At 72.0% G+C, this 13482-nt stretch carries 11 protein-coding genes, 1 pseudogene and 1 riboswitch; of the genes and pseudogenes, 8 read left to right on the top strand and 4 right to left on the bottom strand.

Annotation, left to right across the window (positions count from 1 at the left end):
- Positions 1 to 19: 19 nt before the first annotated feature.
- Positions 20 to 301, bottom strand: a pseudogene (locus tag OG948_RS51660) (DUF1330 domain-containing protein); the annotation flags it as partial.
- Positions 302 to 491: 190 nt separating this feature from the next.
- A riboswitch (cobalamin riboswitch) is annotated at positions 492 to 662 on the top strand.
- A gap of 201 nt (positions 663 to 863) precedes the next feature.
- Between OG948_RS51660 and OG948_RS51655 the strand changes: the two are divergent.
- The 8 genes from OG948_RS51655 to OG948_RS51620 all read left to right on the top strand — a co-directional run bounded on the left by OG948_RS51655 (position 864) and on the right by OG948_RS51620 (position 10173).
- Positions 864 to 2363: a CoA-acylating methylmalonate-semialdehyde dehydrogenase gene (locus tag OG948_RS51655; RefSeq protein WP_331772014.1), complete on the top strand. Its 1500-nt coding sequence runs from the start codon at positions 864 to 866 to the stop codon at positions 2361 to 2363.
- A 4-nt stretch (positions 2364 to 2367) separates the two neighbouring features.
- Positions 2368 to 3510 (top strand): acyl-CoA dehydrogenase family protein, encoded by a 1143-nt coding sequence (locus OG948_RS51650; RefSeq protein ID WP_331772013.1) that lies wholly within the window; start codon positions 2368 to 2370, stop codon positions 3508 to 3510.
- Positions 3507 to 4586 carry an enoyl-CoA hydratase/isomerase family protein gene (locus OG948_RS51645; protein WP_331772012.1) on the top strand — a complete coding sequence of 360 codons (1080 nt, stop codon included), beginning with the start codon at positions 3507 to 3509 and terminating at the stop codon, positions 4584 to 4586. Before OG948_RS51650 ends, OG948_RS51645 begins: the two co-directional genes overlap by 4 nt.
- Positions 4583 to 5509, top strand: coding sequence for a 3-hydroxyisobutyrate dehydrogenase (mmsB, locus tag OG948_RS51640; protein ID WP_331772011.1), 927 nt, complete (start codon positions 4583 to 4585; stop codon positions 5507 to 5509). Before OG948_RS51645 ends, mmsB begins: the two co-directional genes overlap by 4 nt.
- A complete protein-coding gene (locus OG948_RS51635; protein WP_331772010.1) occupies positions 5506 to 6282 on the top strand; it encodes an enoyl-CoA hydratase in 777 nt (258 codons plus the stop codon). The genes mmsB and OG948_RS51635 overlap by 4 nt, the downstream gene beginning before the upstream one ends.
- Positions 6283 to 7639: 1357 nt before the next feature.
- Positions 7640 to 8260, top strand: coding sequence for a hypothetical protein (locus OG948_RS51630; RefSeq protein WP_331772009.1), 621 nt, complete (start codon positions 7640 to 7642; stop codon positions 8258 to 8260).
- 176 nt (positions 8261 to 8436) lie between these two features.
- Positions 8437 to 9402, top strand: coding sequence for a hypothetical protein (locus OG948_RS51625; RefSeq protein ID WP_331772008.1), 966 nt, complete (start codon positions 8437 to 8439; stop codon positions 9400 to 9402).
- A gap of 174 nt (positions 9403 to 9576) precedes the next feature.
- On the top strand, positions 9577 to 10173 hold the full coding sequence (locus OG948_RS51620; RefSeq protein WP_406300713.1) for an LAETG motif-containing sortase-dependent surface protein: 597 nt from the start codon (positions 9577 to 9579) through the stop codon (positions 10171 to 10173).
- A 153-nt stretch (positions 10174 to 10326) separates the two neighbouring features.
- On the opposite strand, the gene OG948_RS51615 is transcribed toward OG948_RS51620, so the two are convergent.
- The 3 genes from OG948_RS51615 to OG948_RS51605 are packed head-to-tail and all read right to left on the bottom strand — an operon-like array spanning position 10327 to position 13455.
- Positions 10327 to 11766, bottom strand: coding sequence for a hypothetical protein (locus OG948_RS51615; RefSeq protein WP_331772006.1), 1440 nt, complete (start codon positions 11764 to 11766; stop codon positions 10327 to 10329).
- A complete protein-coding gene (locus OG948_RS51610; RefSeq protein ID WP_331772005.1) occupies positions 11763 to 13013 on the bottom strand; it encodes a beta-ketoacyl-[acyl-carrier-protein] synthase family protein in 1251 nt (416 codons plus the stop codon). The genes OG948_RS51615 and OG948_RS51610 overlap by 4 nt, the downstream gene beginning before the upstream one ends.
- A gap of 1 nt (position 13014) precedes the next feature.
- Positions 13015 to 13455, bottom strand: a complete 441-nt coding sequence (locus OG948_RS51605) for an acyl carrier protein (RefSeq protein ID WP_331773579.1) — start codon at positions 13453 to 13455, stop codon at positions 13015 to 13017.
- Between the last annotated feature and the right edge of the window lie 27 nt (positions 13456 to 13482).

Genomic DNA, 13482 nt, shown 5'->3' with positions numbered 1-13482 from the left:
CACGAGCCGAGCCCGAGCACTACTCGGCGCGCAGAGCCTCGCGCGGCGCCTGTACGGCGCCGCTCGGGTCGTAGCCCTCGGGTACGCCCTCGATCAGGATGATGTCGCCCTTGATGTGCCGCGAGCGCAGCGGCGCGATCCTGCGGTACGCGGGCGATTCCCACCAGGCCCGCGCCTCGGCGATCCCGGGGAAGCCGATCATCACGACGTTCCCGGCCCAACCTCCCTCCAGCACCTCGTGTTGCGTAACGTGCACGAGGTACCGGCCGCCGTAGGGCCGGAAGGTGCCGGGGAGTCGCTCCGCCGGGCCTGCCCGGCGGGTTCCAGTGCTCTGTCCTACGCGGTTCCAGTCCTGCTTTCCGCAGGTCAAGACGTTACGGACAGACCAGCGACCCGGAATCAGTCACGCATCAGTACTTGGACGAAGGTCGTCACCCACGCGCTCGAGCTCGATCGACGCTGGACTTACTAGGACGTCCGACTATATCGTCTTGAACTACAAGGTCCGCGGTGCAGGGAAGTCGGTGTGAATCCGGCACGGTCCCGCCACTGTGACCGGGGAGTGCGCTGCCGAGGCACCACGCCACTGGCGAAAGCCGGGAAGGCGGGCGGCGTGTGTCGATCCGGAAGTCAGGATACCGGCCGCGGGTATATCCGTGTTGTCCACGAGGATGGAGCAAACACGCATGACGCCGGTCTGCGCACTCGCCCCGGACGATCTTGCGAACGTCGAGGTCGTCGGGCTCGCCTGACCACCCTCACGTGCCACCCGACCTCGGCAACTCCGCGCCCCGCAGCGGCGGTTGCCGTGGTCGGGTCATTGCCCCGCCTCCGGATCGCACCTGACGAGAGACAGGTCGTTCATGGTCCGCGAGCTTTCCCACTTCATCGGCGGCAAGCACGTCCACGGCGCGTCCGGCGCGTTCGGCGACGTGTACGACCCCAACACCGGACGCGTGCAGGCGCGCGTCCCGCTGGCCGACCGCGCCGACACGCTGGCGGCGATCGACGACGCCGAGCAGGCACAACCGGGTTGGGCCGCCTGGAACCCCCAAAAGCGCGCCCGGGTGCTCTCCCGGTTCCTGCAACTGGTCGAGTCCGAACGCGATTCGCTGGCCGAGCTGTTGTCGGCCGAGCACGGCAAGACCATCGCCGACGCCCACGGTGATCTGCAACGCGGCCTGGAGGTTGTGGAGTTCGCCGTCGGCATCCCGCACCTGCTCAAGGGCGAGTTCACCGACAACGCGGGTACCGGCATCGACGTGCACTCGCTGCGCCAGCCGCTCGGCGTGGTCGCCGGCATCACCCCGTTCAACTTCCCGGCGATGATCCCGCTGTGGAAGATCGCCCCGGCCATCGCGTGCGGCAACGCGTTCGTCCTCAAGCCGTCCGAGCGCGACCCCTCGGTACCGCTGCGCCTGGCCGAGCTCTTCCTCGAGGCTGGACTGCCGCCGGGTGTGCTGAACGTGGTCAACGGCGGCAAGGAGTCCGTCGACACGCTGCTGGAGGACCCCCGCGTCCAGGCGCTGGGCTTCGTCGGCTCGACCGCGATCGCCGAGTACGTGTACACCTCGGCCACCGCGCGCGGCAAGCGCGCCCAGTGCTTCGGCGGCGCCAAGAACCATCTGATCGTGATGCCGGACGCGGACCTCGACCAGGTCGTCGAGGCCCTGATCGGCGCCGGATACGGTTCCGCGGGCGAGCGCTGCATGGCGATCTCGGTGGCGGTTCCGGTCGGTGCGGAGACCGCGGACGCGCTGGTGGCCAAGCTCGTCGAGCGCATCGCCACGCTGCGGGTGGGCCCTTCCCACGACCCCGACGCCGACTTCGGCCCGTTGGTGGGTCGGGACGCGCTCACCCGGGTGCACGACTACCTGGACATCGGCGTGCGCGAGGGCGCGAAGCTGCTCGTCGACGGCCGCGACGTGCGCGTCCCCGGCCACGAGGACGGCTACTTCGTCGGCGCGTCGCTGTTCGACCACGTCACGCCCTCGATGCGGGTGTACCGCGAGGAGATCTTCGGTCCGGTCCTGTCGGTGCTGCGCGCGGCCGACTACGAGGACGCGCTGCGACTGGCGAGCGAGCACGAGTACGGCAACGGCGTGGCGATCTTCACCCGCGACGGCGACACCGCCCGCGACTTCGGTCGCCGGGTGAACACCGGCATGGTCGGCGTCAACGTGCCGATCCCGGTACCGGTGGCCTACCACACGTTCGGCGGGTGGAAGCGGTCCGGATTCGGCGACCTCAACCAGCACGGACCCGACTCGATCCGCTTCTACACCCGGACCAAGACGATCACCTCGCGTTGGTTCTCCGGTGCACGCGAGACCGCGAGTTTCACCATCCCCACGATGGGCTGACCCGATGACCACCCTCACCGAGGATCAGCTCGCGATCGTCGAGACGACGCGGGACTTCGCCCGCGAGCACCTGGCCCCGCACGCGATCGAGTGGGACCGCGCCAAGCACTTCCCGGTCGATGTCCTGCGCAAGGGCGCCGACCTCGGTCTCGGCGGCATCAACGTCCGTGAGGACGCGGGCGGTTCGGGCCTGAGCCGACTGGATGCCGCACTGATCTACGAGGCGTTGGCCGGCGGTTGCCCGAGCATCGCCGCCTACTACTCCATCCACAACATGGTCGCCTGGATGATCGACCGGCACGGCACCCCCGAGCAGCGCCACAGGTGGCTCCCGGACCTGTGCGCGATGCGCGGTCTGGCCAGCTACTGCCTGACCGAGCCGGGCGCGGGGTCCGACGCCGCCGCGCTGCGCACCCGCGCGGTGCGCGACGGGGACCACTATGTCCTGCACGGGGTGAAGCAGTTCATCTCCGGCGCCGGGTCCTCGGCGGTGTACGCGGTGATGGCGCGGACCGGTGGGGACGGCGCCGACGGGATCTCCGCGTTCGTCGTGGAGGCCGACTCCCCCGGGCTGTCCTTCGGTGCGAACGAGCTGAAGATGGGCTGGAACGCCCAGCCCACCCGTCAGGTGGTCCTGGACGGCGTGCGCGTGCCGGTCTCCCATCGGCTGGGCGCCGAGGGCGACGGCTTCCGGATGGCGATGGGCGGCCTCAACGGCGGACGGATCGGTATCGCCGCCTGCTCGCTGGGCGGCGCCGGGGCGGCCCTCGACGCCGCCGTGGCTCATCTCACCGATCGGGAGGCATTCGGCGCCAAGCTGATCGACGCCCAGGCGTTGCGTTTCGAACTCGCGGACATGGCGACCGAGTTGGAAGCCGCGCGCACGCTGGTCCGGCACGCGGCGTGCTGCCTGGACCAGGGCGATCCCGCCGCACCGCAACTGTGCGCGATGGCCAAGCGGTTCGCCACCGACACCGCCTTCTCGGTGGCCGACCGCGCGCTGCAACTGCACGGCGGCTACGGCTACCTCGCGGACTACGGCATCGAAAAGATCGTCCGCGACCTGCGGGTGCACCGCATCCTCGAAGGAACCAACGAGATCATGCGCGTGATCGTCGCGCGCGGACTGATCGGAGCGACCCGATGACCTCCACAACGGAGCAGGAGACGGTACTGACCCGCCGTCAGGCGGGCGTGGGCCGGATCGTGCTCAACCGGCCCAGGGCGCTCAACGCCCTCACCCACGCCATGGTTCGCGGGATCGACGCCGCGCTCACCGCGTGGGAGCACGACGAGGATGTGCGACTGGTGGTGATCACCGGCGCGGGCGAGCGTGGGCTGTGCGCGGGTGGCGACATCCGGGCCATCCACGCCGACGCCGTCGGCGGCGGCACCGGCAGTCTGGACTTCTGGCGCGACGAGTACCGGCTCAACGCCCGCATCGCCCGCTATCCCAAGACCTATGTCGCGGCCATGGACGGCATCGTGATGGGTGGCGGTGTCGGTGTGTCCGCGCACGGCGGCCTGCGGATCGTCACCGAACGCTCGACGATCGCCATGCCCGAGACCGGCATCGGGTTCGTCCCCGACGTCGGCGGCACCCACCTGCTCGCCCGTGCGCCGGGCGAGTGCGGTACCCATCTGGCGCTCACCGGTTCGGCGATCGGCCCCGGCGACGCGATCGCCTGCGGGCTCGCCGACCACTTCATCCCCTCGCACCGGCTCGACGCGGCCCTGGAGGCGCTGGCCGGCCGCGACAGCGGCGAGGTCGTGGCGCGGTTCGCCGAGCCGGCGCCGGGCGGTGAACTCGTCGAGCGACGGGGGTGGATCGACGCGTGCTACGCGGGCGACAGCGTCGAGGAGATCCTCGAACGCCTCGATGCCGATGGGGAGCAGGCCGCGAAGCAGGCCGCCGAGCACATCCGGGCCAAGTCGCCCACCGCGCTCAAGGTCACCCTGGCGAGCCTGCGGCGGGCACGCGAACTCGCATCCCTGGAGGCCGTGTTGGATCAGGAGTATCGGGTCTCGACAGTGGCGCTGGGCACGCCCGACCTGGCCGAGGGCATCCGCGCCCAGGTGATCGACAAGGATCGCGCGCCGCGCTGGTCCCCCGACACGCTCGAAGCCGTACGGGCCGAGCAGGTCGCCGCATTCTTCGAGCCGCTGGGCGCACGCGAGTTGGGCCTGGCGATCTCGCCCTCGACCGAGGAGGCCGGCCGATGAGCACCACGATCGCGTTCGTGGGATTGGGCAACATGGGCGGCCCGATGGCCGCCAACCTGGTCGCCGCCGGACACCGGGTCACCGGGTTCGACCTGGTCCCGGAGGCGTTGGAGCGCGCGCGGGAGAGCGGTGTGCGCATCGCCGCCTCCCCCGCCGAGGCCGTCGCGGACGCCGATGTCGTGATCACGATGTTGCCGAGCGGGCCGCATGTGTTGGACTGCTATCGGGGTTCCGCGGGCCTGTTGGCGGCGGCGCCCGCCGGTGCGGTGTTCGTCGACTGTTCCACCATCGACGTCGCGGACGCGCACGCCGCGCACGAGGCGGTGGGTGCCTCCGGACGCCGGTCGCTGGACGCACCGGTGTCCGGTGGGGTGGTCGGCGCGGTCGCCGGAACGCTCACCTTCATGGTCGGCGCCGCCGACGAGGACTTCGCCGCGGTCGAGCCGGTGTTGACCGCGATGGGCCGCCGCGTCGTGCACTGCGGCCCTCCCGGCGCCGGACAGGCGGCGAAGATCTGCAACAACCTGATCCTGGGCGTCACGATGATCGCGGTCAGCGAGGCATTCGTACTGGGCGAGCAACTCGGGCTCTCCCACCAGGCGTTGTTCGACGTGGCCTCCGCGGCCTCCGGCCAGTGCTGGGCGCTGACCACGAACTGCCCGGTACCCGGGCCGGTTCCGGCCAGCCCGGCCGACCACGGCTACCGGCCCGGGTTCGCCGCGGCCCTGATGGCCAAGGATCTGCGACTGGCGGCGAACGCGATCCGGGTGGGCGGAGTATCCGCCGAACTCGGGCTGCACGCGGCCGAGGTGTACACGGCGTTCGCCGAGAACGGCGGCGCCGAGCGCGACTTCTCCGCCGTCATCCACGCCATCAGAGACCACGCCGACACCGGCGCGAACGAAGGAAACCGCACCGCATGAGCGACTACGAGACCATCCTGCTGGAGCGGCACGACCGCACCGCGGTGATCACCCTCAACCGCCCGAAGGCCCTGAACGCCCTCAACCTCCAAGTGATGGCCGAGGTCGTCGACGCCGCGACCACACTCGACCGCGATCCCGACGTCGGCTGTCTGGTGATCACCGGGTCCGCCAAGGCGTTCGCCGCCGGCGCCGACATCAAGGAGATGCGGCCCAACGACTACATGGACGTCTACCTCGCCGACTGGTTCTCCGCGTGGGACCGACTCGGCGACGTCCGCAAGCCCACCATCGCCGCGGTTTCCGGCTACGCGCTCGGCGGCGGATGCGAACTCGCCATGTTGTGCGACATCCTCCTCGCCGCCGACACCGCCGTATTCGGCCAGCCGGAGATCAAGCTCGGCGTCATCCCCGGCATCGGCGGCTCGCAACGCCTGACCCGGGCGGTCGGCAAGGCCAAGGCGATGGACCTGTGTCTGACGGGCCGCACCATGAACGCCGAGGAGGCCGAACGCGCCGGCCTGGTCTCGCGGGTCGTGCCCGCCGCCGACCTGCTCACCGAGGCCCTGGCCACCGCCGGGATCATCGCGGGCATGTCCGCGCCGATCGCGATGATGGCCAAGGAGAGCGTCAACCGCGCCTTCGAGACCACCCTGGCCGAGGGTGTGCGCTTCGAACGCCGCCTCTTCCACGCCACGTTCGCCACCGCCGACCAGAAGGAGGGCATGGCGGCCTTCACCGAAAAGCGCCCGCCGTCGTTCATCCACCGCTGATCCAAGGGGTGGAGCGCGCCCGGCCCCTGATCCGGGGCCGGGCGGCCGTCGGGTACGCCGCGGGCATGCACCCCGCGGCGTGCCCGGTCGCGACGGACGGCCGAGGCCCATTTCTCGCGCCACCGCGATCCGGCCGAACCCGTCGGTGCCGCCAAGCGGCATGACGGATGGTCCACTCTTTTGCGCGGTCCACGTTCGGTGTGTCGCCGGGCCATCCGGATGCGACGCCCGCGGTCCCATGTTTGCCTGAACGGGAGTCGTTCCGGTGCGTCGCGCGCCGGAACACGCTTCGCTACGGCCCCGATCGAGTCGCAAGCCTGCTCTCCGGTCGGGGATACGCGGAAGGATCAGCGGTGGAAGAGTCCGAGGGTCCCACCCGGCGCCCGGGGTCGGGGCGGAGCCGGCGACTGATCGCGGTCTCGGGGTTGCTGGGTGCGCTGGCCTGCGTCGGAGTCGGGGTCGTGGCGCCGATGGGCATCGCGCACACCCAGGTTGCACCGCCGGCACCGCCACCTCCACCACCTCCGCCGCCACCGCCGCCACCGCCACCTCTGGCACCGGAACCTCCCGCACCACCGGCACCGCCACCGGCACCCCCACCGGTCACCTATCCACCGGACGGTCCCTCCCCTGTGGCTCCATCCCCATCCCCGCGCCCTCAGGGAACGACGGCTCCGCCACCCTCCCCGAGCAAGCGGCCTCCCTCCGCGGTGACGACGCCTGCCCCTGATCCTCGATCGCGCCCCGCTCTGGTCCTGGCCCCCGCGAGGGGCGGGGCCGGCATGACGGTGGCGATCTCCGGTTCGGCCTTCTCGGCGTGCCGTCCCGGATCCCGGATCGACATTCGTTGGGACGGTGCCGGAATCGCCTCCCTCGATGCGCCGGCTACCCCGAACGGAGGCAGTTTCAGCGTCCGGTTCGTGGTCCCCAAGGGCGCGTCGAAGGGGAGCCACCAGGTTTCGGCGCGATGTGCGGAAGCGGACGCCTCCGCCTCCTTCGAAGTCACCACGGGCGCCGGATCGGGTTCTTCTCGGCAGCCGACCACAACCCACGCTCCGTCGTCGTCGACCGCGGTGCCCGGCACCGGAGCCGGAGCCGGCGCAAGCTCGGGCTCCGGCTGGGTGATCGGGGCGGCGGTGGCCGGCGGTCTCCTGGTGGCCGCGCTCGCGGGCTACTTGGGCTTCTCCCACCAACGGCGGGGACCACGCTGGACCCGTCGACACGTCCGCGCGGTGCTGCGACCGGGTTTCGCGTCGGGCGGGGTCCAGGACGTCCGGGACACGCGCGGAGCGAGCCGAACGGTACGGCTCGAACCTCGTTCGGACCCCGGTGAACAGACCATCAAGGAAGTGGACCCATGACCGACACCGTGCCGCATCCCGCGTCCGTGCGCGAACTGTTGTTCGGCGAGGACGTCGAAGCCGCTGCGGAATCGCTCGTCGACGCGGCTCGCGAACACGAGGTCGCCGCGATCCTCGAGCGCGGAGCCCAAGGCCTGACGGACAACGCGGGCCGGACCGTCGAGCGTGAGGTCGCCTCGGTGGTCAACGGCTTCCTGAGCCTGGATCTCCTCGACCTCGTGGCCGCCGGATGGGCCAAGCACGGCGCGATGGTCGAGGCCGCGCGACGTACCCGTGCCGCTCCGGACACCGAGGAGGTCGTCGCTCTGGCAACCCACCAGGTCACGTCCACCCATCGCCCCTGCGTCGACCTGAGGGTCGACGGTGTCCGGGTCGGCACCCTGGAGATCGGCCTCACCGTCGCCTTCGACGTCGAGGGGATGCTGGCGGTCGTCCGCCAGGCCCACCTGATGTCGCTGCGCTGCGGCACCTGCACGACCACCGGCACGCTGGCGATGCAGGAAAGAGTCGTCGCCAGTCGCCACTGCAACCTGGATCTACCGGGCGCCATGCGCTTCAGGTCGGGCATCGCCCTCCTCCCGGCACGGGATCAGGCGCCGCACGGCGACCCGGCATAGCCCCGGCCGCGCCTGGAGCGTCCCTCCGAACCCACAGACCACCGGGAGTGCGTCGAGCGCATCGGGGCCCTGCGGCGCGCCGTACGAGGGCGAATCGCGGGTCCGGGGAACCGCGCCGCCTGATGGTGCGTCACATCGGCGCCGCGCAGGGTGCGCGGCGTTCCGGAGGTGGACCCGTGCCCGTCACCACAGCGCGTTGGGCCCTGGCTCTCGCGGCCACGCTGTTCGCGACCGTCCTGACCGCGTGCGGTGAGGAACGTGATTCGGCCGGCCCGAGTGGACCCACACCGAGCGGACCCACGCCGAGCGGGCGCGCGCCGGCCGACACCGGCGCGCAGGCCCGACGGGACGCCGAACAGGCGGCCGACCGCTGGGAGGCGGATCACGCGACGGACAGGCCACGCGCGTTCATCGTCGGCGACCCCTACCCGACCCAACTCGGCAATTGGGAAGCGCACAACCACGCCTTCAAGGTCTCGCTCGCCGACGGCTGCTTCGCGCCTCCCGAGCCCGGAGTCCTGCCGCCGACACCGGTCGACGGCGAGGTCCGCTGGGCCGACGGGGTCGTCCAGCGCCGCCCGTCGAAGGCCCCGCTCCAAGGCTTCGGCGCGTCCCTGCCGGCCGAGTTGAAGGCCCGCTGCGGAACGGCGGAGTCGCCCCGGCTGACCGTCGCCTCCGCCACCGCCACCACACGCACCGTACAGACCACCGAAGGCGCCGCGACCGTCCCGGCCTGGGAGATCACCTTCGCGGGAACCTCCGTACGGGTGACCACCCTCGCGGTCACGAGCGACCCGCCGCCGTCCTCGCGCAGCGCGATCGCGAGTGCGAGCAGCGCGACCGTGGGCGCGGACGACCGCACCGTCATCGTCGGATTCAGCGGCGCACCGGACGGACCCGGCCCGTGCGGGAGCGACTACGAGTTGGTGACCGTACAACGCGACAAGGTCGTCGCGGTGGCCGTGGTCACCGTCCCGAAGCCCGGCCCGACCGCGGCCGCCGACGGCAGGCCGCTCGCGTGCCCCGCGATCGCGGCCCTGCGCACCGAGACGGTCACTCTCGACGCGCCGCTGGGCAACCGGGCACTGATCGACACCGACGCCCTGCCGCTCGCCCCCGCCCCCGCGATGCCACAGAGGTGACCGCCGCAGTGCCCGCCCGCCGTGTCGTCCCGAAACGCCCGGCGGGATTCGCCGCCTCGATGTGCCCGTGGGCCGACGCCCGCGGGCACATCCCGTTTATCGCCGAACTCCGCACGCAATAGCGGCCGTTCGCCTCCGGGCGACCTCCAGGTGACCACGCCGCCCGGTTCCGAGGTGACCTGGTTCCAGTACGACCAGGAGACCGGGAAGGTCAAAAACGGCATCCCGATCGTCCTGCGCAACGCGGGCCCGGACGCCTATGCCACCGCCCAGGCGACCATTCAGGCCCAGGGGGGCGTCCGCTTCGACGCCGCCCCGAAGGAATGCGTCAAGGTGAGCGACACCAAGCTCACCTGCGCCTCGAACGGGTCCACCGCGGAGAAGGGCGAGGAAATCAAGCTCGTCATCCCCGCGACCATCTCCGGCAAGCGTCAGGCGTTCGTCGTCGACTTCACCGGCACCGGTGCGGTGGATCGCGACAGGTTCGACAACGAGAACGTCGTCATGCAAACCGCGTTCGACGTGAAGCCGAGCAAGCCCACCACGCCTCCCACCACCCCGGCGCCGTCCAAGCCGGCCGACTCCGCCGCGCCGGTTCCGCCGGCCCAGAAGCCGGAGCAGCCCGGCACGGGCAAGGGCGAACTCGCCGAGACGGGTGGCGACAACAACAGCGCCGCCATGCTCGGCGGCGGCGCCGCGCTCCTGCTCGCCGTCGGCGGCGGCTCGGTGCTGTTCGCGCGCAGGCGTCGCACCAACGCGCCGGTCACCTGAGCGACCGTCACGGCCGATTCCGCGAGTCGGCACGCCGCGGGCAGGACGGGCATCCCGCCCGTCCTGCCCGCACCGACGGAACACCCGCCCCGTTCGCCGGGGTTCCGCAGGCCGCGGGTCACCACACCGCCCGGGCCGGCGCCGCCCGGATGGTCAGCAGGGCTGGTCGATGTGGTCCGGGTGGAAGTGCACGGCCCCCAGGCCGTTCGGGTCGAAGAGGTCCAGGAGGCCGCGCAGCGGCTCGTCGGGCTGCCCGGGTCCCCACAGTTCCAGGGCCATCTCGCCGTGGTAGAGCATCGGCCAGCGCACGTAGTGGCGGGTGTCCGCGGGGTCGTGCAGGGCACGCGAGGCGGCCAGCGTGGAGCGGGCGACGTCGATCATCAGGTCCGTCCCGCAGCCGAAGCCGTAGGGATAGTGCTCCCGGTCCGGCGGGATGGTCTCGATCAGGGCCGGGTCGGCGTGCGAGATACCGACGTGCGCGTGCAGGCCCGCCCGGATGGCCGGTACCTCGTGGGTGCCGTTCGGGTCCCACTGCCAATGCCCCGCCGCGTTCCTGCCGACCCGTACGGTGGGCGCCGCCTCGAACAGCGCGCACACCTCCCACGCCTCCACGGACGGCGCCATCGGCTGCGCGCCCTCGGGGGCCAGGACCCGCAACCGGCCCCGGTTCAGCCGGTGGTCGACGGCCACGAGGTCGGTGTCGGAGAGGTCGCGCTTGTCCACACCCCAGCGTCCGGACGCGGTGACCACGAGCGCGTTCAGGTCGGGGTCGAACGCGAAGAGCATGCCCTCGCTGAATCCCTGCAGGTTGAGGTACATCGCGTAGGTGCGGCTCAACCGGGGCGACACGAAGTCGCGCATCGCGTGTGGGGCCGGCAGCAGCCCGAGGTCCCCCATCCGCGTACCGGCCACGGCCAGGCTCCGCGGTGCGCGGGCGGCGGCCCACGCGTCGGCGGTGATGGCGTTGGGCACCACGTCATGCCGGCCGGCCACCTCGTGCGCGCAGGCCGCGGAGACCAGCCGGTCGCAGATGCCCTGGGCGACCTTCTCGGTCTCGGTGGGGTGTCCGCCCTCCATCGTGCACAGCGTCGCCTCGGCGACCTCACCGGGCACCGCGCCGGGCGTGATGAACACGACGGTGAACACACCCACCCTGGCCATCAGGATCCGCGCGGCGCGCACCACCTCGGGGTGCGACATCTCGCTCAGCCGCTCGGGCACTTCCGCCACCGCGACCAGCCGCCCGACCGTGCCCTGTCGGCCCTGCTCCTTGCGGAGCTTGAGCATCAACGGGGTCTGTTCCTCCACGATCCGGTCGGCCAGCGGCTCGGGGCCCTCGGGTACGGACACGCCCACCAGGACCACGTCGAACCTGGTCTCGCTCTCGCCCGGCGGGATCACCCGGTGCCCGCCGCGCTCGAACGCCGCCGCCAGGTCGTGCAGGAACGAGCGTGTCACGTCGGACAGTTCGGGAGCCGGGTCGATGACCCGGACCGTGCACGAACGCCACCAGTCCAACTCCTCGAGCCGTCGACCCGGGGCCGGGGCGGCGGATCGCGCCGATGTCGATTCCGCCCGGGTTACGGTGGTCATGAAGGAGCTCCTGACGTTGCTGTGCGGAAGGCGAGGACGGCGTTCTGCCCGCCGAACGCGACCGACGTGGAGATCGCGGTGTTCAGGCGGACGGGGCGGCGCGGGGTCTTGGCGACCACGTCCAGGTCCGGACCCAGGTCCGGGTCCGTGCGGTGGTGGTTGGCGGTGGGTGGAATGCTCCCGTGTTCGAGGGTCAGGACGGTCACGATCGCCTCGATCGCGCCGCCCGCGCCGCCGGTGTGGCCCAGCACGCTCTTGACGGCGGTGATCGGTGGGCAGCGGTCGAAGGTGGCCGCGAGAAAACGCGCCTCGGCGGCGTCGTTGAGCAGTGTGCCGGTGCCGTGCGTGTTGACGTGGTCGACGTCGGCCGGATTCCAGCCGGCGTCGGCCAGGGCCGCGAGGGTGGCCAGTCGCGCGCCGCGGCCGTCGGGGTGCGGCGCGGTGAGGTGGTGGGCGTCGTTCGCGGCGCCGTAGCCGGACAGCAGGGATCGCACCCGGGCGCGGCGGGCGTGTGCGTGCTCCGGGCGCTCCAGCACCACGATGCCCACGCCTTCGCCCAAGACGAATCCGTCCCGTTCGGCGTCGAACGGCCGGCAGGCGTGCGCCGGGTCGCCGGGGTGCGTGGACAGGGCGCCCAACTGGGCGAAGCCGGCCGCGGTGAGTGGATTGCACATGATGTCGACACCGCCGGCGAAGACGATGTCCAGGGTGCCCGCGCGCAGCAGGTCGCGGGCGACGCCCAGTGCCGTGGCGCCGGAGGCGCAGCCGGCGGCGGGCGCGAAGTTGGTGCCCTGGGCGCCGAGATCGAGGCCGACCTCGGTGGCCGCGGTGTTGGGCAGCGAGCGGGGTACACCGGCCGGGGAGATGGCGGTGACCCGGCCCGTGAGCAGCCTCTCCATGCAGGTCAGCAGGGACTCCATGGACGGTCCGCCCGCGCCGATGACGACGCCGACGCGGGTGGGGTCCCAGGTCCCGGGATCCAGCGCCGCGTCGGCCAGGGCCTCCCGGGCGGCGACGACGGTCATCTGGGCGCTGCGGTCCATCCGCCGGGACAGTCTCCGGCCGAGAATGGCGTCCGGGGCGAAGCCGGGCACCGTGCAGGAGATGTCCACGGGCAGGCCGGCCAGCCCCGGGTCGCGGCGAGCGGTGGACACCCCCGCGCACAGGGTCCGCCAGGTGGCTTCGACTCCGATCCCGCCGGCGGTCACCAGGCCCAGGCCGGTGACCGCAACCTCGGAGGACGGCATCTCAGCTCGCCGGGGACGCGACAGGGGCCGGGGGCTGTGCCGGGGCCGGGACGGGGGGCGAGGCCGACTCGGTGGCGGGCGCGCCGGTGGCGGGCGCGGTGGCGGAGGGCGCGCCGGTGGCGGGCGCGGTGGCGGAAGGCGCGGTGGCGGAGGGCGGGGCGGTGGCGGGCGCGGTGGCGGAAGGCGCGGTGGCGGAGGGCGGGGCGGTCCGGACGAACGGTTCGGCCTGCGGGGCGGCCTCGAACGCGGCGACGGCCTGGGCCAGCGTGGTGTCCTTGCCCAATTCGCCGAGCCTGCTGAAGTCCTTGCCCGTCTGGTCCGCGATGATGACGGCCAGTTCCGCCATCGACAACGAGTCCAACTCCAGCGCGCTGAAGGTCGCTTCCGGAACGACATCCCCGGCGTCGATGCCGAACTCCTCGACCAGCAACTCACACAGCATCGCGTACACGGGGAATGCCTTCCTGCT

It is taken from the genome of Embleya sp. NBC_00888 (assembly GCF_045207655.1).
Taxonomy (GTDB): Bacteria; Actinomycetota; Actinomycetes; order Streptomycetales; family Streptomycetaceae; genus Embleya.
This window is presented reverse-complemented; position numbering and strand designations above follow the sequence as displayed.

Excerpts from the sequence above, each read along its gene's own strand:
- OG948_RS51615 (WP_331772006.1), bottom strand. The coding sequence starts at position 11,766 with ATGACCACCGTAACCCGGGCGGAATCGACATCGGCGCGATCCGCCGCC.
- OG948_RS51605 (WP_331773579.1), bottom strand. The coding sequence starts at position 13,455 with ATGCTGTGTGAGTTGCTGGTCGAGGAGTTCGGCATCGACGCCGGGGAT.
- OG948_RS51645 (WP_331772012.1), top strand. The coding sequence starts at position 3,507 with ATGACCTCCACAACGGAGCAGGAGACGGTACTGACCCGCCGTCAGGCG.
- OG948_RS51635 (WP_331772010.1), top strand. The coding sequence starts at position 5,506 with ATGAGCGACTACGAGACCATCCTGCTGGAGCGGCACGACCGCACCGCG.
- OG948_RS51650 (WP_331772013.1), top strand. The coding sequence starts at position 2,368 with ATGACCACCCTCACCGAGGATCAGCTCGCGATCGTCGAGACGACGCGG.
- OG948_RS51610 (WP_331772005.1), bottom strand. The coding sequence starts at position 13,013 with ATGCCGTCCTCCGAGGTTGCGGTCACCGGCCTGGGCCTGGTGACCGCC.
- mmsB (WP_331772011.1), top strand. The coding sequence starts at position 4,583 with ATGAGCACCACGATCGCGTTCGTGGGATTGGGCAACATGGGCGGCCCG.
- OG948_RS51655 (WP_331772014.1), top strand. The coding sequence starts at position 864 with ATGGTCCGCGAGCTTTCCCACTTCATCGGCGGCAAGCACGTCCACGGC.
- OG948_RS51630 (WP_331772009.1), top strand. The coding sequence starts at position 7,640 with ATGACCGACACCGTGCCGCATCCCGCGTCCGTGCGCGAACTGTTGTTC.